Below are 22,127 nucleotides of genomic sequence, written 5' to 3' on the forward strand. Positions count from 1 at the left end.
CGATGAACATGATCGTCCCCACTGCGACATCAACGACCCCCAACGGCACCACGCGCCCGCAGGTCCGCATCGTCATTGTCGGCCATGTCGATCACGGCAAGTCGACTCTGGTCGGACGGCTGCTGCACGAAACCGGCAGCCTGCCCGAGGGCAAGCTCGAAATGCTGAAAGCGGTCAGCGCCCGCCGCGGCATGCCGTTCGAATGGTCGTTCCTCCTGGACGCGCTGCAGACCGAGCGCGACCAGGGCATCACCATCGATACCACGCAGATCCGCTTCCGCACCCGCTCCCGCGACGTGGTGCTGATCGACGCGCCCGGCCACGCCGAATTCCTGCGCAACATGATCACCGGCGCCTCGCAGGCCGACGGTGCGGTCTTGATCATCGACGCGCTGGAAGGCGTCCGCGACCAGACCCGGCGCCACGGCTACCTGCTGCATCTGCTCGGCGTCAAACAGGTTGCGGTCGTCGTCAACAAGATGGACCGGGTCGATTTCGGCGCTGCCAGGTTCCAGGAGATCAGCGACGAGATTTCCGCGCATCTGATCGGCCTCGGCGTCACGCCGACGGCCGTGATCCCGATCTCGGCGCGCGATGGCGACGGCGTCGCCGAACGCACGCCGCGGATCGAATGGTATGACGGGCCCACTGTGGTCGAAGCGCTGGATGCGCTCGAACCGGCGCGGCCGCTGGAGTCGCTGGCGCTGCGGCTGCCGGTGCAGGCGATCTACAAATTCGACGACCGCCGCATTGTCGCCGGCCGCATCGAATCCGGCAGCCTCAGCGCCGGCGACGAGATCGTCATCATGCCCGCGGGCAAGATCGCCAGGATTCGCTCCGTCGAGGGCTGGCCGGTCACGCCGGTCCATGGCAGCCAGGGCGCCGGCCGCTCGGTCGGCATCACGCTCGACCGCGAATTGTTCGTCGAACGCGGCGACGTCATCGCGCATGTCGGAACCAGCCCGCGCGACACCCGGCGGATTCGCGCGCGGATCTTCTGGCTGCACGACGAGCCGCTGGCGCCGGGCGCCTCGATCCTGGTCCGGCTCGGCACCCGGGAAACCCGCGCCAATGTGGTCGCGATCGAGAAGGCCGTCGATCCCGGCGAACTCTCGAGCGTCGAGACCAAAGCGATCGGGCGCAACCATGTCGGCGAAATCGACATCTCGCTGGCGCAGCCGATCGCCGCCGATCCCTACACCGACAATCCGCGCACCGGACGCCTGGTGATCGAGGTCAACGGCCGGATTGCCGGCGGCGGCCTGGTGCTGTCGGTCGACGCCGGGCAGCGCGCCGTTCCCGTCGATATCGTCCCGGTCGAATCCGCATTGCGTCCCGACGAGCGCTCGGCGCGCTACCGCCACGGCGGCGCCGTGGTGTGGCTGACGGGCTTGCCGGGCTCCGGCAAATCGACGCTGGCGCGCGCGCTGGAACGCCGGCTGTTCAGCCTCGGCGGATCGCCGGTGCTCTTGGACGGCGACACGCTGCGCGCCGGGCTCAACAGCGATCTCGGCTTCTCCGCCGCCGATCGCACCGAGAACATCCGCCGGCTCGCCGAAGTCGCCACCCATCTTTCCCGCAACGGCCATATCGCCATCGTCGCCGCGGTGTCGCCGTCGGCCGACGACCGCGCCGCGGCGCGCCGCATCGCCGACACCGCGTTCCACGAGGTCTATGTCGCGACCCCTGCGGAAGTCTGTGAGAGCCGCGACCCCAAGGGCCATTACGCCAAGGCCCGCGCCGGCGCGCTCAAGGCGTTCACCGGGATCGGCAACGATTACCAGCCGCCCACGGCAAGCGAACTCGCCATCGACACCTCGGCGCGCTCGGTCGCGGACGCCACCGACGAGATCGAGCGGATGCTGGCCGGATCCGGCGTCCTGTTCGACGAACTGGTCGATCTCGCCGCTAATATCTGAGGCGTGAGAAGGCCCGCTTGGGGCCTTCTCATCACCCCGCCTTTGGGTCTAAAAGGGCTCCGAACAAGGCCCTTTGCGGGGCCCTTTTGTCGTTTATCCCCCTGAAAACGCGCATTTGCCGCCGTTTCTCGCGAGAAATCCCATCATGAATCGTATCGATGCCCACGGATTGAAGATCGCCCCCGTTTTGTTCGATTTCATCGCCAAGGAGGCGACCCCCAAGACCGGAATTTCGCCGGACGCGTTCTGGGCCGGGCTTGCCACCATCCTCAACAACCTGACGCCGAAAAACCGCGAACTGCTCGCCTTCCGCGACGCCCTGCAGGCGAAGATCGACGGCTGGCATCGCGCCAACAAGGGCAAGCCGCTCGACATGAACGCATACACCGCGTTCCTCAAGGAGATCGGCTATCTGCTGCCGGAGCCCGCGACCCAGAAGGTCGAGACCGCCAATGTCGACGAAGAAATTGGCCAGATCTGCGGCCCGCAGCTGGTGGTGCCGCTCACCAATGCGCGCTATGCGCTCAACGCCGCCAATGCGCGCTGGGGCAGCCTGTACGATGCGTTCTACGGCACCGATGCGATCCCGCACGAGACAAGCGAAAGCGGCAGGGGGTTTGACAAGGCCCGCGGTGCCAAAGTGGTCGCGAAGGCCAAAGCCTTTCTGGATTCCGCCGTGCCGCTGGCGACTGGAAGCCACACCGAGGTGACCTCCTACAGCGTCATTGCCGGGCAGCTCGCGGTCAAGCTGAAGAGCGGCAACGCCACCGCGCTGAAATCGAGCGCGCAATTCGCCGGCTACCGGGGCGAACCCGCAGCCCCGAGCGCGATCCTGCTGGTCAATAACGGCATGCATATCGAGATCAAGATCGACCGGGTTCACGCGATCGGCAAGGACGATCCGGCCGGCGTTGCCGATATGATCCTGGAATCGGCGGTCAGCACGATCCTGGACATGGAAGACAGCGTCGCGGCGGTCGATGCCGAGGACAAGGTGCTGGTCTATCGCAATACGCTCGGCCTGATGGACGGCACGTTGTCGGCCGACTTCGACAAGGGCGGTAAGACGCTAAAGCGCGCGCTCAACCACGACCGCGTCTACCATGCGCCGGACGGAAAACAACTCAAACTGCATGGCCGCGCCCTGCTGCTGATGCGCAATGTCGGCCATCACATGTTCACCGACGCGGTGCTCGACGAGACGGGAGCGGAAATTCCGGAAGGCATTCTTGACGCCGCGGTGACCGGCCTGCTCGCGATCCACGATCTCAAGGGCTCGTCGAAAACGAAGAACAGCCGCACCGGCTCGATCTATATCGTCAAGCCGAAGATGCACGGCCCCGACGAGGTCGCGCTGACCTGCGAACTGTTCGGCCAGGTCGAGAAGATGCTGGCGCTGCCGGAAAACACCATGAAGATCGGCATCATGGACGAGGAGCGCCGCACCACGGTCAACCTCAAGGCCTGCATCCAGAACGCCTCGAAGCGAATCTGCTTCATCAATACCGGCTTCCTCGACCGCACCGGCGACGAGATCCATACCTCGATGGAAGCGGGCCCGATGATCCGCAAGAACGACATGAAGGCGCAGCCCTGGATCAAGGCCTATGAAGACTGGAACGTCGATATGGGCCTGATCGACGGCCTGCCCGGCCACGCCCAGATCGGCAAGGGCATGTGGGCCGCGCCCGACAAGATGGCGGACATGCTGACGCAGAAGCTCGGCCATCCGCAGGCCGGCGCCACCACCGCATGGGTGCCGTCGCCGACCGCCGCCACGCTGCACGCGCTGCATTATCATCAGGTCAACGTGCAGGCGCGCCAGCAGGAACTGGCCAAAGGCGGCCCGCGCGCCAGGCTCGCAGACATCCTCACCATTCCGGTGTCTCAATCGAACTGGGCGCCCGACGACGTCAAGCAGGAGATCGACAACAACTGCCAGGGCATCCTCGGCTATGTCGTGCGCTGGATCGACCAGGGCGTCGGCTGTTCCAAGGTGCCCGACATCCACGACGTCGGCCTGATGGAAGACCGCGCCACGCTGCGGATATCGAGCCAGCATCTGGCGAACTGGCTGCATCAGGGCGTCATCACCAGGGACCAGGTGATGGAGTCGCTGAAGCGGATGGCGGTGGTGGTGGACAAGCAGAACAAGGACGATCCGCTGTACCGGCCGATGGCGCCCGGTTTCGACGGCGTCGCCTTCAAGGCCGCCTGTGACCTGATCTTCAAGGGCCGCGAGCAGCCGAACGGCTATACCGAATTCATTCTCACCGCGCGGCGCCGTGAAGCCAAGGCGGCGGGCTGATCAGAAGCCCGGATGGAGCGAAGCAAAATCCGGGACCACACCAACCTGCTGCACATGTTGCCGCAGTTCCTTCCGGAACGACTGACTTGGCCGCCCGTTAAGTATCGTCTGAACTCAAGAGGAGATGACGATGGATTGGAACCGGGTCGAAGGGAACTGGAAGCAGTTCAAGGGCGCCGCAAAGGAAAAGTGGGGCAAGCTCACCGACGATGATCTCGACGTGATCGAGGGGCGCCGCGAGCAGCTCGAAGGCAAGCTGCAGCAGCGCTACGGCTTCGCCAAGGATCAGATCCACAAGGACGTGGACGACTGGTTCAGGGCGCTGAAGTAAGTTTGCCTCCCTGGACAACGGAAGGCCCCGGCAGAAATGCCGGGGCTTTTTTTGACTTTCCGTGAGCGGCCTTAGATTACCGCGATGTATTTCAAGAGCGAGATCACCCCAAGGATGATCACCACCACGCGCGCGATCTGCTTGGCGCGGCCGTCGAGCGGCAACAGGTTGATCAGGTAGAGAACAAGAATAACGACAAGAAATGTGACGAGCACACTGATAAGCACCGGAAACCCCCTATGGCGTCATGAAAAGCACGATTGCTTGCCAGCCAACGCCTGACGGCCTGCCTGGGTTCCCCGGACGGAACCGGGTCCCCGGGCAATCAATTGACCGACACCCGGCCCTGATGCCGGACTGCTATTCCCGCGCCACCACCGGCACGCGCTGATAGCGCGCGCTGATCCTTTCGGAGGCCGGCGAGAAATTCAGCGCCGCGCCGCGCTTATCGGCGCCGCGATTGGCCACCACCAGCCCGCTTTCGCCGGCGACGATGTCGCCCCTGCGCAGCGTCGGGTCGTCTTCGATCCTGACCGGCGCCAGCCCGAGCTGATCCTTGCCGTTGCAGGTGCAGCCCGCCACCATCTCGTTGCGGTAGCGGAACGCATTCGGCAGTTCGGAATAGGGTTTGCCGTTGTCGGTCACGGCGTTGTCGATGCTGCTCCCATAGACGATCTTGGTGTCGCTGGCCGGACAGAAGCTGTTGCAGGAGGCCGCCCGGGTCTGCTTGTCCGACGCCGGGATCGGGAAATAGCGGCCATCGCAGGTACGCACGCAGTAGACCTGGCCGCCGCCGGCATGGTGCGGACGACCGTCATCTCGCGGCATCATTGGGCCGCCCTCATTGGCAAACGGCAGCTGGATCTGCGGCGCGCGCGAGCGGCCGCCGAACGCGCCGAACAGCGCGGAGAGAAAATCTTCCGCCTGCGCGGCGGGCGCGAGCGCCGAGACCAACAGGACCGCTGCCGCCACGCGCCATGCCAGCCACCTGTCTGATGTCCATTTCATGTCGGCTCCGATCTCAGTACAGCGACGACGTCGAAACGTTCATCACCTGACGGCCGGACGTCGCGGCCGGGCGCGGCGGCGGCGCGGCCGAGCGGACCGCGATCATCGTTCGCGTGTCCGCGGCCCTCGCTTCAAGGTGCGGCGCATGCTTCGGCAGCACCACCACCTTTGTGCCGACATCGACGCGGCCGAACAGATCGGCGACGTCTTCATTGGTCAGGCGAATGCAGCCACTGGAAACGAACTTGCCGATGGTCGAGGGATCGTTGGTGCCGTGAATGCGGTACTGGCTGGTGCCGAGATACATCGCGCGTGCGCCCAAGGGATTGCCGGGGCCGCCCGCCACGAAGCGCGGCAGATAAGGCTGACGCGCGATCATTTCCGCCGGCGGATGCCAGTCCGGCCATTCCGCCTTGCGGCTAATGGTCTGCACGCCGGACCAGGTAAAGCCCTCGCGGCCGACGCCGACGCCATAGCGAATGGCGCGGCCCTGGCCGAGCACGTAATAAAGCGCAGTATTGCCGGTATCGATCACGATCGTGCCCGGCGCCTCGCGGCTGTTGAAAGCAACGACCGCGCGCTTCAACCGCTCCGGCACAGCGGCTGCGCTGCCATCGCCTTCATCGGCGGGCTGCGCCGGCGCCACCATCATATTGTCTGACGGAAACGTGCTTGGCTCGGTGGAGGCGTAGCCGAACACCTGGGCGCTGGCGCTCGCGAGCCACGCCGGCGACAGCAGCAATGCCGCGCCGAGGACCAGCGCGCCGGTCGCGCGCAACGAGAGACTACGATTGCCTGCGAATGCCTGTGTCATGATCTGCCCCGATGCGTTGCGCATCACGCTGATGCTTCTGCGCAACCAACCCCACCCGGGCTGCATGGTTCCGTCCGAATCGACACCGGGGCAGTGCAGTCAACCGGCCGACCCTTCACGTTTCTGCGACGGAACTTTTCGGTTGCGCGCGGGTTGGGTCCTGCGTCGCCCGGTCCCGACCCAACGAGCCCGGGACGCCTAATCCATTCGCTGCCGTCGGGGAGAGTCCACTTGCGAGTCCTTCCCAATGAAGGCGTGCCCGAGCGCAAGAGCGAATTGCCGCCGGTGATCCGGGACACCGAGGTGGCGGCGTTCGCGCTGGTCGCGCTCCTAATCATCTGCGTCGTCGCCGTGCTCTATGCGGCGAAAGCGTTCTTTCTCCCGGTGACGATGGCGTTCGTTGTCGGCACCATGCTGTCGCCGGCGGCGCGCTTTCTCGAGCAGCGCCGCATCCCGCGCGCGGTATCGGCGGTTCTGATCGTGGCCGCGGCCTGCGCCGTGGCCGCCGTAATGATCGGACTGCTCGCCTCCCCGGTTATGGAATGGAGCACGCGGCTTCCTGAACTCGGCTCGCTCCTGAAGGAGAAGCTTCATGTGTTCGATCGCCCCTTGCGGCTCTGGCAGCAACTGCAGGAAATGCTCGGCGGGTCCGAAGCGCTGCCGGGCGAGTCGTTCCAGCTTCCCAAGATCGAGTGGGTGCAGCCCACCTTTGAATTCCTGTCGCCGACCTTCGTCCAATTCCTGCTGTTCATTGCGACCCTGATCCTGTTCATCGCGAGCTGGCCGGATCTGCGGCGCGCGCTGATCATGACCTTCGGCGAGCATGAATCGCGGCTGCGGACGCTCCGGATCCTCAACGAGATCGAGGAGCATCTCGGCGGCTATCTGCTCATGGTGACCGTGATCAATCTCGGCGTCGGCGTGGCGACGGGTATCATCTGTGCGCTCACGGGCATGCCGAACCCTGCCGCGCTCGGCGCGCTGGCGGCGACCTTGAATTTCATCCCTATCATTGGCCCTGTGGTGATGTTCGCGATCCTGACGGTGGTCGGCGTGGTCGCGTTCCCCACGCTCGGCGCGGGGTTTCTCGCGCCAGTGCTCTTTGCCGGGCTCACCTTTCTCGAAGGTCATTTCGTCACACCTGTTATCGTCGGCCGCCGGCTTGAACTGAACGCGCTCGCGGTATTCATCGTGCTCGCCTTCTGGACCTGGCTGTGGGGACCGATGGGCGCCTTCCTGTCCTCGCCGGTCTTGATCGTCGCGCTCATCATCAAGGAACATTTGCTGCCGGCGGATTCGCCGCAGCTGCCGCCGGACTGATCGGGTCTTCCGCGAGGAACTTCCGGTGAAGCGAGACGTTTGCTCATTGAGATACTTCAGCAGCCTTCGGGAGCTTTTGACGTCGAGTCCGGACGTCGGAATCGGAATGAGAAACATGACAGACAAAGCCAACTATGAACGCCTCGAAAAGGACGTAGCAGCCGTGAAGAACGATATCTCCGCCCTGACCGACCAGATCACCGACGCGCTCAACTCCTTGGCCGGCACCGCAGGCAAGCAGGCGCGCCGCGGCTACAAGCAGGTCCGCGCCAATGTCGATGCGGCGGTCGACGACATGTCGGAGCGCGGCAGCGCCATGATGGGCGCCGCTCAGGACGCGGCCACTTCGATCGAGGAGACGCTGGAAGAGGCGATCACGCAGCGCCCGCTGGCCACCGTCGGGCTCGCGCTCGGCATCGGTTTTTTGATCGGCGTGACGTGGCGCCGGTAACCGCGATGACGGCCCGCGCAAGATCAAACCTCTGGTCGGACTGGCGGCGTTGGCGCGCCGCCGTTGCTTTCGTTGAAGTTCTTTTCAGATCGAGGCGATAGATGTTCCAGCGAATGATCGATGATGTCAGGGAGAGCACCGGCACCGCCTTGCGGCTGACGTCGCTGGCGGCCGCCGCAGCCATCGCCCTGTTCGTCATGATCGCGTTCCTGTGCGCCGCCGCCTTCGTGTTCGTGCTGCAGAGATATGGCCCGGTCGAAGCCTGCCTGGCCGGTGCTGTGATCTTCTTCCTGGTCACGCTGATCGCCGCCGGCTGCTACATGGCGCGCAAGAACGAGGTCAAGGCGCGCGCCGAACAAGCCGCAAAAGAAGCCGCCAGGTCGACGAAATCGGCCGCCCAGACCGTGCTGGCCGATCCCATGCTGCTGGCTGTGGGGCTTCAGGTGGTGCGCGCGATCGGCGTCAAGAGGCTGATCCCGATTCTGGCGGTCGGCGGACTGGCGCTGGGGTTCATGATGAGCCGTGGCGCGAGTGCTTCTGACGATGAGGCGGAAGCGCCGGCGGAGTGAGGTTATCTCTCAACGTCGTCCCCGCGTGCGCGGGGAGGACGGCTGCGTTCATCCGGACTACAGACTCACGTCACGCAGCGGCCGGGCTCAAGATGCTTCGCGACTTCGGTCAGCACGCTGACCACGGGCTCGCAGGCCACCGCCGTCTTGCGGTCCCCGGATTTGGTCACGGCCGGAGCGGCGGGCGTGTTGCGCGCGTCCTTGGCGACCGGCACGCGGACCAGGACCGAGGTATCGGCAAGGCTGTCCAGGCGCAGCGAGATCGTGCGAGCCGCCGCCGCAGGACCGACACCGGCAGCGCGATCGGCCTTGGCGGCACGATTGACGGAGGTTGCCGGCGCGCGCGTGACGGCCTGCCAGCGGTCTGCGAGATCGTGGCCGAAGGCCAGCGGAACCGCACCAAGCACAAGCGCAATGCCGGCCGCGCCGAAAATTCCCCTGGAAATCTGTGACATGTGCGTTGGTCCCTCGCCCCGTGGCGATCAAGGAAACAACGTGACCGGACCAGCGGAGTTCGGGGACCGGCCATCACTTAACTGTGTGCGAAAAAATTCGAGAAGGCGGGAACGAGTCCGGGGACCTCGGCGTCATCAGAACAGCCGGTCATCCCCCCTGCCCCATTGACCGGTGATGCAGGGCGCGGCTGTGGTGATGCCAGCCGCGCCCTGCTTTTTTGCGTTGAATTAATTGAATAAATTACATCGTCGGACTTTCCCGTCCCTACTCTCGTCCCTACGCTGGACGAACAGAAAAAGGGGGCTCGAAGCGCATCTGCTCAAAAACCCAAAACCGACATCCACACAAAGTTAACCCAATCGGTTGATTTCTTTTCGGATGGGGTGTAGCGTTTTCTCTGGGGCGATTCGCGCCTTGGAGGTGTCCCATGCTCACACCGTTTGGAATTGCCGTTCGCAAACTCCGGCTCGACAAAGGCATGAGGCTACTCGACCTTGCCGAAGCCACGGGGCGGAGTTCTGCCTTCATCTCCGCCATAGAAACCGGACGAAAACCGATACCGGACGCGTATCTGCTGAGCGTAGCGCGTGCGATGAAATTATCTGCTGCGGAGATACGGGAATTGCGCCGCGCCGCAGACCGTACGCGCAAGGAAGTTCCGGTAGCGACTCTGCCAGCCGATCAACGGGAGTTGGTTGCTGCGTTCGCACGCAAAATCGACGAATTGCCTTTGTCGATGATGGCGGACCTAAAGAAGGTCATCCTGAAATCGAAATCGGACGACGTGCCCTTTCATCGAAAGAGGCGCGGCATCTACGTGCCCCCGATGTCAACCGAGGTGATCCGTGGATTCGCGGAGAAAGTCCGCTCAACGTTTGTGGATAATGAGCGCATCGATTTTCCGATCATGGAAATCCTGGAATTTAAGATGGCTAGTTTGCTCGATGGTTTCCATGTTGATGTCCAAGACAAGGAATCCATGGGGAGCGAAGAAGGTCGAGTCGTTGCGGGAGAGAACATCATCGTTCTGAGGGAAGATGTTTACGAGGGCGCGTGGAAAGAAAATGGACGCGACAGGTTCACAGCTTGCCATGAGTTCGCGCATTTCTTGATGCACCGGACGGTCACGATGGCGCGGATGCGTGATGATGGCGAGAAGATTTATTGTGATGCGGAGTGGCAAGCTGACACGTTTGCGGGTTCGCTTCTGATGTCCACTCGTCACCTCTCTCGCTTCAAAAGCCCGGATGATGCGGCAGTCCAGTGCAAGATGAGCGCTCCGGCTGCGGAAGTCATGTGGACAAAATATCAAGCGGAGGGACGCTTCGGACAATAGCTAAAGAGCCGCCGGATGGTGAGACACCCGACGGCTCCGTAAACCGCTCCGCATGGATAGAGAGCCAATGCGGAACCGGGCCTTGCTAGGCGATTCGATCTTGTTCGTGACGCTGCCTGCGGTCAACCCCGGCTCTCGTATATACCTGAGATGGAGAGCCGAAATGGCAAATCAGGAAACATGCACGTGGACCGGGAAATCCGGTGCCAAATACCTCTACCACGTCTATCCCCGCCACCCCAGCATCACGCCGGGGCAGGATGGGAACTACATCTACGCTAAGAAGAATGGTCAGGGGTTGTGGGTTCCCATTTACATGGGCGAGGGCGATCTTTCTCAGAGAGCATCATCGACTAATCACCACAGAGCCGAATGCATCGATCTAAAGGGGGCGACGCATGTCCATCTTCGCCTCAATCCGACGAAAGAAAGTCGGCGCGCGGAAGAAATGGACCTTCTCGCCAACTACACCAACGCACTCGCCCCGAACGGTTGCAACCTCAGTCCAACTGGATAGTCCAAGCATTCAAAGCCCGGCAGCTATGCCGGGCTTTGTCTTGGGTTTGCATGAAGTCTATCAGACGCGCGGAGGACGCTGAAATGCCAAAGTACAAGGTCGCTCATATTCATGAGCAAGGACAGGACATGATTATCTTCCCGCTCGATGCGCGATTCGGTTACATGAGCGATTCAGATCAGCATGAGGAACTGACCGCTCTTGGGTTTAGGGCCAACGCTGCGGGTCTGCGAGGCACTGCGGTTGCAGTTTGGGATGCCGGTGGTGGCCGCATGGGCTTTATGGGGCCGCAGCAATGGCACCCATTCCTTCGGAGCATAAACCTTCGATTTGTGATGGCGAATTTGAACAAAGAGGTTTATTGGTAGCTGACTGCACGGTTCAATTTTCTGCTTTCTGTCCGGGCACCCGGCGACGACGCGCCGCATAGATCGTCTTCTTCACCCTTCGAACTATAGCCTCCGGATCATGCAAGCCAGCTTCATAGTGTTTTGCAATTTGTCCAGCGGCCCTCACCCATTCGCTTCTAGAAAACTTACGCATTTCCAACTCCACGGCTGATCGCTTTTCCGATGGTGCATCTACACCCTAGGGAGCCTTAGAGCAATCTACGCAAACTTTGCGCAGTGGTGCGCAACTGATGCGTATCCCACCTCCATTTCTGAAAATGGAATTCACCAAGGAAGTGCGCATGGCCATTCACTTTGATGGGCGTCGGCCTGCCAACATCCGCGACGACGCTTTCAAAAACGGCGCTGATGTTTTCAAAAAACGCGTGCAGAAACATATTTATGGCCGATGGTTAATCACCCCTGAAACCAAGTTGGCTTGCGCCCGGCCGAATGAATGTTTTTTCGCGTAGCGTACTTCTGCAAGCGCTCCACCGTCGCATCCGAAGCCGTCAAACCGCCGAAGCTCTCCCCGCCGATTTGCAGCGTGAACGAACGCCCGCCGCCGGAGCCGCCGCGCCAGCCATGACAAAGGTCACCCGCAGCGAAGGATGGGATTAGCGGGAGCATCACGTTGACCAAGACGCCCAAGTGAAAGATATGAGGATGAGGCTGAAGACGTTTGGACAAGGCTGCGCCCGTGGCATGTATAGCCTTTGTCGCTCCGACTTATTTACTATCCGGCAAAACAGGGCGTAGCAAAACTTGGTCGAAACATGCATAGTCCAACTCTACCTATCGAGCGCGGACTAGCAAATGGCCGATGATAATAATATCGAACGCATTGCGACGAAGATCGAAGCATTAAGTGAAGCGGCACTGAGTGCGCGCAGTTCGTATCTTCTCAGTGAACTAGGAAAAGACCTAGGTCCTGATCTATCAACGCTAAAACTTCTTACGAAGAAACCTCTCAGCGCATTTATTCGAGAGCGGTTCTCTGACAAGTTTACTGTGGCTCTCACAGGCGAATTCAAGAATGTTCAGACGCTGATACGCTCTCCAAATTCTTTGGTCGAGCAACAGGAGCAGCCCTTACTTACGCTCTCTGAAAAGTTTGTTTTTGAGACACAGGTATCATCAAAGCCTAGTCCTCGCTTCAATTATCGTTTTTGGGCGGCCTTCTCCGTACCCTATCGCGAAGGTAAACGTTTTTTGAATCTAACGGATTTCAAGTTTCAGGACCTCACTTCGGGGGATGCTCCTGAGGGACACGTGGAAATTCCACCATCGTTCATCGTTGCGCCGGACATTAGAGACCGCGACAAGTTGATTACCGACAACATCAATCGCTGGATCGAAGAAAACGGTTTCGATAAATCTGACTTTTATCAAACGCGTCCTCATAGGGAAAGTATTCAGACGCATTCGAACGCGTCCGTTCTGGAGGCCGTGATTGCTAGTTTAGATCATCGACAACTCTCTAATACATCTATGAGTCTCGACGTGGTTGCGGCCTTAATGCGCAAAAGAGTCTAGTCGTGGCTTATTCGCTGGTTGTTGCTGGTCTAACGACACCGCTTTTTGACCGCATCCGCAAAGTCTCAGACAAGCTACTTGCTCCAAGCGGAGCTACTATCATTACGCCAGTATCTGACCACAGGCGTTACGAGAGAAAATACATCGACCGGATACTTAGGGCAGCTCATGAGTACGCCAAGGGACAAAATGAAAGCGAGCCTGTTTCAACCCTGCTAATCTATATTGATTATGAGGATCAATCGACCACAGATTTGTTGGACGCCTTTTTCCCTTTCGGCCTTCCATTTGCTTTGAATCCTCCCGACTTTAGCGAAGCTAGTAACCGACAACAGATTAGCAACGTTTTGAATGAGTTTACTGATGAGGTGATAGACGCTGCTAGAGAGGTGCGAGGCTTATCTCGCGTCGTATCGGAGTTTACCAACGTACACAACTTAACACCTTTACTTTTGCCAATTCGAAACTTTCGATCTGACAAGCTGAAGTCAACGCTTCGAGACCTTTACAGCGGACTCTCAGATTCCGAAGACGCCAAGAAATTTATCGACTCCGCCGTAAAAGGTTTCGTGGCAGAGCACCCTCGCGTTTACGCGCCCGACGACCATCATCACTGTTTTAGCGACGGCTATTTGTATTTTAGGAGTCCGGGAAGAGATCGCCACGCCATCTTTCGTAATGCAGCAGCGGACAGTCATAGTCTAGCGTGCCTGCTAAATGCGCGAAGTCGAATGGGCGGTCACTATCCCGCAAACTTTCACTATGATTGCGTCGCAACGAATGGTTCGCTGGCTGATCGTTACCCAAACTGCCACGATGTAGGGACAGCGAGCAGTAAGAAGACGCACGTCAACATCGCTCCGAACGATTTCATTCGATAAAAAAAATAAAGCCGGTGGAACTATATCGTTCCACCGGCCAATTCTTTGCTTGCCTTTTGAACAACAGGATTATGCCTAGAAGCACCCTCTATGGTTCAGGACACATCCTCGCACCTACGGATCGCGGTGGCCATCGTGGAGACATCCTGCAGGACGAGGTCCACAATCTAACCACCGAAAACGCGCCTCGGTTAGCCGCAAGCTACTAACCTTGACTTCGGAAGGCTTTCCAGAGCTTCCCTTGGGGGAAGCTCTAGTCTGCTCGTGCGTGCTCAATGATAACCTTATGCAGCCAATTATGTTTCATGGCAAGGGCCTAGGGGGCGAATGTTTCTCATGCCCGCGCCAAATTGCACAACGTTCTTAACAAGATAGTAAGGGGGCGGGCGACTTCAACCCCTCCTGCTTGCGATTCTTCTTGGGTTTTCCATCGTTTCGGACCCCGCACACTAGGACTTTGTTCCTCGTCTGCTGGTGTCAGCCAAAACGGGCGTCTAACTGCAACCTATCAGGTAGCCCGGCCATGTCCGTTCCCCATCGTTGAAATTCTCCAATCGGGATACCCCGGCGCGCGGGTGCTCTGTCTTGTACGAAGCTTCGCAACAGGGAACGGATGAGAAGACTCTAAAATGAACTTCCTGAATTTGGTCGCAACGGAATACCCGATGCCCTCAACAGCGTTTTGAAATGAGACTTGCCTATGTTGTCGAGCAAACGTTCCACGCTCCGCTTGGCCAATGGTGATGAATGACTAGGTCCAAGAATGATGCGCTCTAAGATTCCTTCAAGCGCGAGGTCATTAGCACTCACCCCCGGCATGTGTCCGATTGTGTACTTGAGCTTCGGTTCAACGCCACGTTCGCCGATGTGATACTTGAGAAATTGTTTCAAGACACCCTTGGCGTCGCGCTCCGGTACATAGATGACTCGCCACTCGTTCTCTTCTGAAAATCCTGCATGCTTTGTCACAAGAGCGTGGGATTTTATTAGGGTGAACGCGACATAGGATGCGAGATGCAATCTGTCGGGAGGCAGGTCGAGCTTTAGCGTAAGCTCAATCCAATTCTCTAAAATCCCTTGCACCTGTCCTACTCGTTGAGCATCGGTTACATACGATACTTTCGCGAATAGAAGCGGGGACTCCGGTACCACGGTTATCTTCGAAGAATCGAAAACGAGCGCGGCCCCGTTGCCATGCTGGCCGTAGCCACGCCACATCGAGAGCAAACCGTCATTGTTATCCGGTGCATGTTCAGTCAGGCAGAAAATATACGTGTCAAACGCTTGCTGTTCATCGAAGTGATTAAAGTAATGAAAATAGGCGCGCTGAAGAATGTCGGCACGCGCATCATTCCCACCGGCTTTTTTAAGGTGTTCGACGTTTGAAAAGAATCTTGTTCCTTCGTTCAAGCCGAAGCGCATCTCTTGAAGGTCGTTCATAAAGAGCGGGTTGGAGAACCATATCTCGCTCGACTGAAGTATGTTCTCCATCACCCGTATCGACGTGTAGTGCGCCAGTAGAGGTCGCACGCTGTCATTGGTGTGCGTTTTTTCGAGCCCTCCAAAGAGCGGATTGAACAGCGCGACCACCTGTTGATCGTTCAACGGCGGGGTTGAATTTTGGTCCGACATCGCATGTCCTAGACATTTTTCGGGAAGCAAACTTACAGCGATTCGCTGCCTCCCACCTTGTTCTTAGGTTACAGGTAGCCTGAAAATATTTTCAATTTTGCTGATCGAGTCCCGCGCCTCCGTTTTGCCCGCATTGCTTTTTTGGCGTGGAGGGACCCGTTGCTTTGAAAATATATTTTGAATTTCGAGAATCAGACGACGCTATTTCTTATCAGCGGAAATATTTCGATGGGTGAGTGAGGTTCGGCGACGATGCGATACCAAGTGTCACACGTGTCCCCGAAGTGTCACAGCATCCTTAGGGACGCCTAGGCTTTTGATTTCAGTATATATTCTCCTGATTTTATAGACTGTCACAACGTCACAGCACTAAACTAGATAGAGCATCGCGCTATAGTCCGTATCATCACATGCGCTGCCGCAGATGTAGCTACAAGGATTCTCCCGGAGCTAGGTGGAAACGCTGTGACGCTGTGACAGTGGCCAGAATCGACCTATTTCGCAATGAAATCAAAGCACTAATCGGCACAAGGGCTGTTGTGACACCTTGTGACACCTTGTGACGCTATCAGTCTTCGGCCGTGGTCCATTCGGCCCTGAGCTTCACACCGGCAAACCCGCGCGTCTTCACACCCTCACCGTGCTTCCATTCCGCAAGCGCCCCATCCAGCCGCCGACGCCTTTGAGTGTATCGCACACCGCGTTCGGTCAGCGCCGCCATCAGGTCGTTCTTGAAGTCTGATTTGTTTCGCGTCTCCCGTGCGCTCATGCCCTCAATAGAACGCGCCCAATGTTCATAGACCGGGAACAGCACATCGTCCGGGATGAAGTCAGCTTTGTCGCCCGTCACGATCAAGGATTCGTTAGCGAACCGCAGCGCCGGGCTCTGAGACTCCGCAAGCTCGCGTTGCGCCTTGCGCCCGCGCTCCCCGATGGCGAACTTGTTGCTATTCGCCCGCAACCGGCGCAAGCCTTCGATGGCCCAATTCGCGATGCCGCTCAGTTCGGCCTTCAGCTTGCCGCCTAGCTCCGTGTCCTTGACCTTCGCGAAGGAGGACTCGAACACCAACACCAATTCACGATCGGCCAGCGCGCCGGACTCGTCTAGGAATTTGGGATGCTTGTTTGCAACCAAGACGATTTTGGCCGGGACCTTCAGAGAGAGCATGGATTGATTCTTGCGATTCACGCTCACTTCGTCGTTGCCGGTGATGCTCTTGATACGCTCGATTGCAGCCGAACGGCGCGACAGGTCCGCGTCGTGCGCGTCCGGAATAAAGATCGCGCGCTTGTCGATTAGTCCGGCGAGTCCAAAGTCACCGGCCAAATCGTTCAACATCACTGAAGCGTGGTGCTCCTTGCCGACCAACGCTTGCATGATGCGCGTGATGGTACCCTTGCCGCCACGCTTCGCGCCGATCATAGCCAAGAGCACTTCAATCGAAGTGTCTGCGGTGAGCATGTAGCCGAAAAATTCCTGTAGCGTTGCATGGAACGATGGGTGCAGCCATTCCCCAAGCTTCTCTAGCCAAAGCGGACATTCCGCTTCAAGTTCGTACTTCCAATCGGGAAGCCCCGTAGCGAAGTAGCGCCCGGAGTGTGGGATAAGCTCACCCGTTTTCAGGTTCAAGATTCCATTTGATGTTAGAATCAGATCGTTCGCGTCCGGAGCGCCTTCCGGCCTATCGATCCACTCAAACGGCCGCGCTTTTGTGAAGCGCACAAGGTGAATCGCGTTGACCATCTGATAGATTTTGCCGACGTCAAGAATCGTCGTCGGGTCCGTTGCCCGAATCTCTGCGGCCAATTCGTTGTCATCAAGCCGTCGCCAGACGCGGTTGCCTTCCAACGTGTAAAGTACACCATCAGACGAAAGCAGCTTGTCAGGACGTTCGGCAAGAAAGCCTTCAGCGCATTTGCTGGCGTTGTCCTTGCCCTGGTATGTCAACGGCTTGGGCCATACGCGCGGCGCTTCGTCGCCGCCGTCATCGGCATTCGTCCAAGGATTGTCATCATCCGATGACACCAAGGCGGCAACGGCGTTCGCATTGGCGCGGCCCGCGCGGCTCAACACACCGGGGACGCTCATTGCGGCCCGGTACGCGCGATGGCATTCCAGAGAGACCGACGCCTTGGAGATTTGGCTTGTGCAGTAGCGGTCCATCAAATCAAGGGCCGTCCGCTCGCTGATGCCAAGATCGCGGGCATCATGGGAGAGTTGATAGAAGAACGCCAGCCCCGTAGCGTTGGGAAGCGGAAAGTGCGCGGCGTCCTGACAACGGCGCTTGAACTCCGCGATGTCTATTGCGTTGTCCCAACCGTGCTTGGGCACGGGGCCGGACTCGGGTTCCGAAAAGAACTCCAAATCCGCGTCCGGCGCTTCGACAACACTGACCTTTGTTACTTGGATTTCGATTTCGTTCCGATTAGATTGCGCGTCTGACACTGCTTCGACTCCTTTGGCCCGGCACCGTTGACGCGGTGGCCGGGCTCATTCTCGAATCACTGTCAAAGACCGCACTTCAACGGGCGGCAATCGTTGGATTGATCCACACTTCCCAACCGGAAATCTCAAAATCATCGGTGCGGGACGATATCAAGCGCAGTGTGTCCGGGCTGACATTATCGCGTTCGTGCGGGACTAAGGCCATCCAGCGCCCTTGCGCCGCAAGACGGCACGCCAAGTGCGCTAGGGTTGTGGCGGACGGTGTGTAATCGAAGACTCCATCCGCTTCGGTGTAATAGCCCCCAACGCCGTCTTCGCCATCGACGATTTCCCCGACGATCCAATAGCGATTGTCCGAACGTATTTCCCAAATTGGAGTTGGCTCCTTCATTTTGTTTCGTACGTTGTAAATTCGGAACACTTCCGGGCGGAAACCCGTTGCCAAGACCTTCGCGTACATCGCGCGCTTGGCGTAAAACATCGTGGCGAAGTGCTGCGGCATGGTTTCGCCCAATCGGAGCGACAAATACTGACGCATGGGATTTCCGATCAGCGATCCATCGACGTCACGTTCCCAATGCCTGAAATTCAGGTCGAATGATTGGGCTACGGCGGGGATCAGCCGCGCGTCCTCAGTATCGAAATGGAGAAGAAGGCCGGACATGAGATTCGGAATATTCCACTTGTGGTCTTCTTCAGAGTAGAAATCACAGTGAAGGTAACCATCCAAACCTTGTGCCTTCAACTTGGTAAAGAAATACGGCACATCATCCAATGTAACGTCACGATGGAAAAAACCATCGCCGATGGCCACTTCACCCTTGTAGACGTAAAACTGTGACAATGTCTGACCGGTCATCGCGTAATATTTTGCGACAGATTCCACTTGCTTTTGCATGGCATAGAAATATTTGACGGACTCCGGTTTGGCGGGGACTTCCATCCCGGTTGCAAGCGGAATGATATGTTCGCGTCCGCCGCTAAACTCGCGCCATTTGCAATCGATAGCCTTCCAAACACGACCCGCGCCGAACGGTGCCGGACGTTTCAACGCAACTGTTGGCCTCACCGTCCGCATTTTTATCGCCATTCCCATTGTCGTCACTCCAAACGCTACCGCCATTTATTGATTTCATACTATTGAATTGAATCAACTCCGTTCTCCAGTAACGAAGCTCCCCTAGTGCAGTCGGGTCCGATACCACCGCTCGCGAACATTCGTACGGTAGTAATCAACTGCATGCGACGCGAACAGCTTGCGCGTCCCCTCTTGTTTTTCTACGGGCGGAAACGCCGGGTCCATGCATGATAGCCAATAGGTGTATGCAAGGCTTTTGCGGAGTTTCCGCGCGACGGCTGGAAATCCAATCAATCGATCACTTCGCCGTTTCATGGCCGGACCATCTTGGCGAACGCCTTGGCACCGATGCGCGCCAGCGCCTTGGCGTGCGGCGGAGTCGATGCTTCAGCCTCGTTTAGCTCCGCGCGCATCGCGGCGTTGACGCGGAAACGATCAACTTCCGGAACGTCGGCGACATCGGACACGCCCGCAGTAGCGCGGAGGAACGCTTTCAGCGCGTCCGGACCCCGCAGCGCTGCGAACTCACGCGCCGTGAGTGTGATTCGGTTGGGGCTGCAAGCTCCCCCGCCAACGGCAAATGAAATGGCCTTCATCGTCAATCCTCTTTGGTTTTGAAATGAAAGGCCGGGATGTTGACGGAGAAGAAACAACATCCCGGCCAGTGGCGTCCGTGATCGAAGGAGGGAATCCAGGCGTTGAACTTCTAAGCCGCAAGGATTCCGGCGATCATGGACGATTCGATTAGCTGATCGTTCCTTTGCACAACGTTGCCGGGCGCAAGCACAACGGAAGCGGATTCGTCTGCGCTTCCAGTTCCACAAATTTTTGGAACTTCGGATCAACCGCAATCTTTGCATAGCGCGGAAGTCCGGGAGTGTTCACCGTTTCGATGTAATCGGCCGGTGCGTAGGACTCCGAATAAAGTTCTGGCGCGTTGGCGAAGAAGAACCGGCACTCGTTTGGATCAACAGCTATCGTGCTGTTGTCGTCACTGCCCTGATAGTTCTCCCACACGATGCCGCCGTGCTCGAAAACGCCGAACGCGTAGTTGCCGCCCAAAACCGCAGCGGCATTGTCGCTGCCGCGATATGCGTCCTTCACGTCGGCATGAGAAATCAGCTTATCGAAGAAGTTGTCGCCGCAGAATGCCCACGGAAGCGCATCACGCGGCAGGATGGTCTTCGCGTGGCGGCGCATGTAGCGAGTCACGTCTTGAGCCTTGAGCCGCACATCAACCGCCGGGTTGTTAAGGTCGAAGTTGAACGGCTCCGGTGCCGCAAAGCCAAGCGAATTGAGATAGCCGAACGCGCTGTAGATGTCGGTCAACACGCTCCCATCAGCATCGCGAATAACGCCGAGAACCGCACCAAGGCGGTGATGCTCAAGCGTGAAGTCCAGCCGGTGCGCGATCTTCGTCAGGCTCTTGTTGACTGCGCTCTCCACCGTGGTCAGTTGGTTGGACGTTCCGAACTGGCGAACGTTCTGCACCGAGTCGGCATAGATCGTGTCTTCAAGCTGGATATGCGGGATGTCCAGACTGATCATCGACCGTTTGTCGCCAAGGAGTTTTTCGGCCGGTGCGCCCCGTGCCGTTGTCTGAATCAGCTTCAGGTCTTCGCCGACGCGCTCGATCACCACAGAAAGGGTGTTGACCGGCTTGAGAACGTCCTGACTGGCAAACACAAGCTGGCCCGCACGGCCGGGGATATGATCCACTTCGTTGATGGCAGCGGAAAGCGACTGCATTGTGAACGCGTCGCCGCTGAAAAGATCGGTGAAATTGTCCATGACTCAAAATCCTTTGCTGAATGAATAGGTGTTGAAACTGTCAAACGGTGGCGCGCAGTGACATCACTGCAAGAATGGAAATATCGGGACGGTGATATGCAGTGCCGCCTTCGGCAATGATCCGCTCCACGCACGCGGCTTCGATCCTTTCGGCTGCATCCCGCTTGGCTTGAAGCTCCGCGAGCCGGGCGGCCTTCTCTTCGGCCGTCATTGCGTCCGGAAATGCGCGCGCATTGATCTTCAACAGGGCCGAAATCTCAGCCTTCAGCTTGTCGCGCAGAAGGAACGCAACGAGCGCAATTCCGTCAGGCACTTTATGAAAGCTAGGGCCGTTGATTTCGTGGACCGGCCAATCAATACCAACGTTGGCGTTCGCGAACATCCGAAGTGTTTTCGGTAATCCGCGATTAGCGATCCGATCAATCTCCGCATGAGCCTGCCGTTCAACTTCTTCGAAGGTACGCGCCGCTTTTTCCCTCGCGGTGATCTCTTCGATAATGCCAAGTGATGCCTGCCGGAAGCGGGGCAAAGCGTCTACGGCCCGTTCGTTCTTGCCCAGCGGAAGCGAAGGCCGCTCCACCGGCTCCAAATTTGCGTATTTCGCTAGTTCCGTCTTGGCCCGTGCGGCGGTGAGGCGCGGCGTTTGTAAGGCGGCGCCGAGCAATTCCTTCTTCCGCCGAATTGAGTCTATGCGGGCATCGGCCGCCTTCAATCGCTTTTCGTCGCGCGTGCGATCCAGCGTCGCGTTACCGTGCTGATCACGTCCGCGCGTTTCATGAACTAGAGTGCCTTGGCGATCAGCGTCCGCCAGCCGGGCACGTTCTGCCAGCGCTTCGGCCTCTTCGCGGTTGGTGGCTTGCCGCTGTGCGGCGTGCAAACGGCTTGCCGCCGTAAGCTCTTCATCTTCGAATGAGAGGCGATCAAGAATGGCGGCGGCGGCTTCTGGGGAAATCATGTTGGCGAACTCCGGAAATGTGTCGTTCGCCGTCTAATATTCACACCTCCAGCTTCAGGTCACCACCGGATTACTAAATTTAGTAGATCACTCCCCGCTGGCGAAGCTCAGCGTTTACGTCGTTGCGGTTCTTGCTAAGCGCGTTGTCGAGAATGGATCGCTTCCTGATGTTATACCGTTGGCAGACAACATCGCATGCGTCAGCGTCTTTCATCCCGCTGTCTGTAAGCCGCCTGTGCTCAAGAACCGCGTCGGCCAATTGCTGCGTTCGTGTCGAAGCCGGGCCTGTGGACCTTCGACGAAGCGCAGCTTCTAAGCGCTCTTCATAGCCCGGTGGTGCGTAGCGCTGCATTAGTGAGCGAAGCGGGGAGTCGTCGCCGCGTTCCGCGC

General features: G+C 58.7%; 22 protein-coding genes. 12 read left to right on the forward strand and 10 right to left on the reverse strand.

The window, feature by feature from the left end; all coding sequences use genetic code 11:
* Positions 1 to 2 precede the first annotated feature (2 nt).
* The 3 genes from cysC to KMZ68_RS23260 all read left to right on the forward strand — a co-directional run bounded on the left by cysC (position 3) and on the right by KMZ68_RS23260 (position 4,558).
* Positions 3 to 1,919 carry an adenylyl-sulfate kinase gene (gene cysC / locus KMZ68_RS23250; protein WP_215613458.1) on the forward strand — a complete coding sequence of 639 codons (1,917 nt, stop codon included), beginning with the start codon at positions 3 to 5 and terminating at the stop codon, positions 1,917 to 1,919.
* A gap of 145 nt (positions 1,920 to 2,064) precedes the next feature.
* A complete protein-coding gene (locus tag KMZ68_RS23255; protein WP_215613459.1) occupies positions 2,065 to 4,227 on the forward strand; it encodes a malate synthase G in 2,163 nt (720 codons plus the stop codon).
* Between the two features lie 130 nt (positions 4,228 to 4,357).
* Positions 4,358 to 4,558, forward strand: a complete 201-nt coding sequence (locus tag KMZ68_RS23260; RefSeq protein WP_215613460.1) for a CsbD family protein — start codon at positions 4,358 to 4,360, stop codon at positions 4,556 to 4,558.
* Between the two features lie 71 nt (positions 4,559 to 4,629).
* Here the strand turns inward: KMZ68_RS23260 and KMZ68_RS23265 are convergent, their stop codons facing one another.
* The 3 genes from KMZ68_RS23265 to KMZ68_RS23275 all read right to left on the reverse strand — a co-directional run bounded on the left by KMZ68_RS23265 (position 4,630) and on the right by KMZ68_RS23275 (position 6,380).
* Complete coding sequence (locus tag KMZ68_RS23265) at positions 4,630 to 4,785, reverse strand: Thivi_2564 family membrane protein (protein WP_215603673.1); 156 nt, start codon at positions 4,783 to 4,785, stop codon at positions 4,630 to 4,632.
* A gap of 133 nt (positions 4,786 to 4,918) precedes the next feature.
* Positions 4,919 to 5,566 carry a DUF2865 domain-containing protein gene (locus tag KMZ68_RS23270; RefSeq protein WP_215613461.1) on the reverse strand — a complete coding sequence of 216 codons (648 nt, stop codon included), beginning with the start codon at positions 5,564 to 5,566 and terminating at the stop codon, positions 4,919 to 4,921.
* 13 nt (positions 5,567 to 5,579) lie between these two features.
* Positions 5,580 to 6,380, reverse strand: coding sequence for a L,D-transpeptidase (locus KMZ68_RS23275; protein WP_215613462.1), 801 nt, complete (start codon positions 6,378 to 6,380; stop codon positions 5,580 to 5,582).
* A 231-nt stretch (positions 6,381 to 6,611) separates the two neighbouring features.
* On the opposite strand from KMZ68_RS23275, the gene KMZ68_RS23280 reads away from it, so the two are divergent.
* The 3 genes from KMZ68_RS23280 to KMZ68_RS23290 all read left to right on the forward strand — a co-directional run bounded on the left by KMZ68_RS23280 (position 6,612) and on the right by KMZ68_RS23290 (position 8,720).
* Positions 6,612 to 7,700, forward strand: coding sequence for an AI-2E family transporter (locus tag KMZ68_RS23280; protein ID WP_249779461.1), 1,089 nt, complete (start codon positions 6,612 to 6,614; stop codon positions 7,698 to 7,700).
* 106 nt (positions 7,701 to 7,806) lie between these two features.
* The gene (locus KMZ68_RS23285; RefSeq protein WP_215613463.1) at positions 7,807 to 8,151 is read left to right on the forward strand and encodes a DUF883 family protein; all 345 of its coding nucleotides are present in this window, start codon (positions 7,807 to 7,809) and stop codon (positions 8,149 to 8,151) included.
* Between the two features lie 101 nt (positions 8,152 to 8,252).
* A complete protein-coding gene (locus KMZ68_RS23290) occupies positions 8,253 to 8,720 on the forward strand; it encodes a hypothetical protein (RefSeq protein WP_215613464.1) in 468 nt (155 codons plus the stop codon).
* A gap of 65 nt (positions 8,721 to 8,785) precedes the next feature.
* Here KMZ68_RS23290 and KMZ68_RS23295 read toward each other — a convergent pair whose 3' ends face one another.
* Complete coding sequence (locus KMZ68_RS23295) at positions 8,786 to 9,175, reverse strand: hypothetical protein (protein ID WP_215613465.1); 390 nt, start codon at positions 9,173 to 9,175, stop codon at positions 8,786 to 8,788.
* 428 nt (positions 9,176 to 9,603) lie between these two features.
* Here KMZ68_RS23295 and KMZ68_RS23300 point away from each other — a divergent pair, with 428 nt between their 5' ends.
* The 6 genes from KMZ68_RS23300 (at position 9,604) to KMZ68_RS23325 (ending at position 13,835) form a co-directional block, all read left to right on the forward strand.
* A complete protein-coding gene (locus tag KMZ68_RS23300) occupies positions 9,604 to 10,512 on the forward strand; it encodes a helix-turn-helix domain-containing protein (RefSeq protein ID WP_215613466.1) in 909 nt (302 codons plus the stop codon).
* Positions 10,513 to 10,675: 163 nt separating this feature from the next.
* The gene (locus KMZ68_RS23305) at positions 10,676 to 11,029 is read left to right on the forward strand and encodes a hypothetical protein (RefSeq protein ID WP_215613467.1); all 354 of its coding nucleotides are present in this window, start codon (positions 10,676 to 10,678) and stop codon (positions 11,027 to 11,029) included.
* Between the two features lie 83 nt (positions 11,030 to 11,112).
* A complete protein-coding gene (locus KMZ68_RS23310; protein WP_215613468.1) occupies positions 11,113 to 11,397 on the forward strand; it encodes a hypothetical protein in 285 nt (94 codons plus the stop codon).
* A 323-nt stretch (positions 11,398 to 11,720) separates the two neighbouring features.
* Complete coding sequence (locus tag KMZ68_RS23315; RefSeq protein WP_215613469.1) at positions 11,721 to 11,891, forward strand: hypothetical protein; 171 nt, start codon at positions 11,721 to 11,723, stop codon at positions 11,889 to 11,891.
* Between the two features lie 343 nt (positions 11,892 to 12,234).
* Positions 12,235 to 12,954 (forward strand): hypothetical protein, encoded by a 720-nt coding sequence (locus KMZ68_RS23320; protein WP_215613470.1) that lies wholly within the window; start codon positions 12,235 to 12,237, stop codon positions 12,952 to 12,954.
* A gap of 2 nt (positions 12,955 to 12,956) precedes the next feature.
* Positions 12,957 to 13,835 (forward strand): hypothetical protein, encoded by an 879-nt coding sequence (locus KMZ68_RS23325; RefSeq protein WP_215613471.1) that lies wholly within the window; start codon positions 12,957 to 12,959, stop codon positions 13,833 to 13,835.
* Positions 13,836 to 14,459: 624 nt separating this feature from the next.
* Here the strand turns inward: KMZ68_RS23325 and KMZ68_RS23330 are convergent.
* The 6 genes from KMZ68_RS23330 to KMZ68_RS23355 form a co-directional block, all read right to left on the reverse strand.
* Positions 14,460 to 15,467 carry a DUF2971 domain-containing protein gene (locus KMZ68_RS23330; protein WP_215613472.1) on the reverse strand — a complete coding sequence of 336 codons (1,008 nt, stop codon included), beginning with the start codon at positions 15,465 to 15,467 and terminating at the stop codon, positions 14,460 to 14,462.
* Positions 15,468 to 16,035: 568 nt separating this feature from the next.
* A complete protein-coding gene (locus KMZ68_RS23335; RefSeq protein WP_215613473.1) occupies positions 16,036 to 17,913 on the reverse strand; it encodes a DNA primase family protein in 1,878 nt (625 codons plus the stop codon).
* Between the two features lie 76 nt (positions 17,914 to 17,989).
* On the reverse strand, positions 17,990 to 19,036 hold the full coding sequence (locus KMZ68_RS23340) for a hypothetical protein (RefSeq protein WP_215613474.1): 1,047 nt from the start codon (positions 19,034 to 19,036) through the stop codon (positions 17,990 to 17,992).
* 266 nt (positions 19,037 to 19,302) lie between these two features.
* Entirely contained in the window at positions 19,303 to 19,587 is a 285-nt protein-coding gene (locus KMZ68_RS23345) for a hypothetical protein (protein ID WP_215613475.1), read from the reverse strand.
* Positions 19,588 to 19,735: 148 nt separating this feature from the next.
* Positions 19,736 to 20,782, reverse strand: a complete 1,047-nt coding sequence (locus KMZ68_RS23350; RefSeq protein ID WP_215613476.1) for a major capsid protein — start codon at positions 20,780 to 20,782, stop codon at positions 19,736 to 19,738.
* 40 nt (positions 20,783 to 20,822) lie between these two features.
* The gene (locus KMZ68_RS23355; RefSeq protein WP_215613477.1) at positions 20,823 to 21,737 is read right to left on the reverse strand and encodes a hypothetical protein; all 915 of its coding nucleotides are present in this window, start codon (positions 21,735 to 21,737) and stop codon (positions 20,823 to 20,825) included.
* Positions 21,738 to 22,127 lie beyond the last annotated feature (390 nt).

The sequence above is a fragment of the Bradyrhizobium sediminis genome (assembly GCF_018736105.1).
Lineage (GTDB): Bacteria > Pseudomonadota > Alphaproteobacteria > Rhizobiales > Xanthobacteraceae > Bradyrhizobium.

What these genes read in the sequence shown, in the direction of transcription:
- cysC (WP_215613458.1), top strand. Translation starts at nt 3, where the DNA reads ATGAACATGATCGTCCCCACTGCGACATCAACGACCCCCAACGGCACC.
- KMZ68_RS23255 (WP_215613459.1), top strand. Translation starts at nt 2,065, where the DNA reads ATGAATCGTATCGATGCCCACGGATTGAAGATCGCCCCCGTTTTGTTC.
- KMZ68_RS23260 (WP_215613460.1), top strand. Translation starts at nt 4,358, where the DNA reads ATGGATTGGAACCGGGTCGAAGGGAACTGGAAGCAGTTCAAGGGCGCC.
- KMZ68_RS23270 (WP_215613461.1), bottom strand. Translation starts at nt 5,566, where the DNA reads ATGAAATGGACATCAGACAGGTGGCTGGCATGGCGCGTGGCGGCAGCG.
- KMZ68_RS23275 (WP_215613462.1), bottom strand. Translation starts at nt 6,380, where the DNA reads ATGACACAGGCATTCGCAGGCAATCGTAGTCTCTCGTTGCGCGCGACC.
- KMZ68_RS23285 (WP_215613463.1), top strand. Translation starts at nt 7,807, where the DNA reads ATGAGAAACATGACAGACAAAGCCAACTATGAACGCCTCGAAAAGGAC.
- KMZ68_RS23290 (WP_215613464.1), top strand. Translation starts at nt 8,253, where the DNA reads ATGTTCCAGCGAATGATCGATGATGTCAGGGAGAGCACCGGCACCGCC.
- KMZ68_RS23295 (WP_215613465.1), bottom strand. Translation starts at nt 9,175, where the DNA reads ATGTCACAGATTTCCAGGGGAATTTTCGGCGCGGCCGGCATTGCGCTT.
- KMZ68_RS23300 (WP_215613466.1), top strand. Translation starts at nt 9,604, where the DNA reads ATGCTCACACCGTTTGGAATTGCCGTTCGCAAACTCCGGCTCGACAAA.
- KMZ68_RS23305 (WP_215613467.1), top strand. Translation starts at nt 10,676, where the DNA reads ATGGCAAATCAGGAAACATGCACGTGGACCGGGAAATCCGGTGCCAAA.
- KMZ68_RS23310 (WP_215613468.1), top strand. Translation starts at nt 11,113, where the DNA reads ATGCCAAAGTACAAGGTCGCTCATATTCATGAGCAAGGACAGGACATG.
- KMZ68_RS23315 (WP_215613469.1), top strand. Translation starts at nt 11,721, where the DNA reads ATGGCCATTCACTTTGATGGGCGTCGGCCTGCCAACATCCGCGACGAC.
- KMZ68_RS23320 (WP_215613470.1), top strand. Translation starts at nt 12,235, where the DNA reads ATGGCCGATGATAATAATATCGAACGCATTGCGACGAAGATCGAAGCA.
- KMZ68_RS23330 (WP_215613472.1), bottom strand. Translation starts at nt 15,467, where the DNA reads ATGTCGGACCAAAATTCAACCCCGCCGTTGAACGATCAACAGGTGGTC.
- KMZ68_RS23340 (WP_215613474.1), bottom strand. Translation starts at nt 19,036, where the DNA reads ATGGCGGTAGCGTTTGGAGTGACGACAATGGGAATGGCGATAAAAATG.
- KMZ68_RS23345 (WP_215613475.1), bottom strand. Translation starts at nt 19,587, where the DNA reads ATGAAGGCCATTTCATTTGCCGTTGGCGGGGGAGCTTGCAGCCCCAAC.
- KMZ68_RS23350 (WP_215613476.1), bottom strand. Translation starts at nt 20,782, where the DNA reads ATGGACAATTTCACCGATCTTTTCAGCGGCGACGCGTTCACAATGCAG.
- KMZ68_RS23355 (WP_215613477.1), bottom strand. Translation starts at nt 21,737, where the DNA reads ATGATTTCCCCAGAAGCCGCCGCCGCCATTCTTGATCGCCTCTCATTC.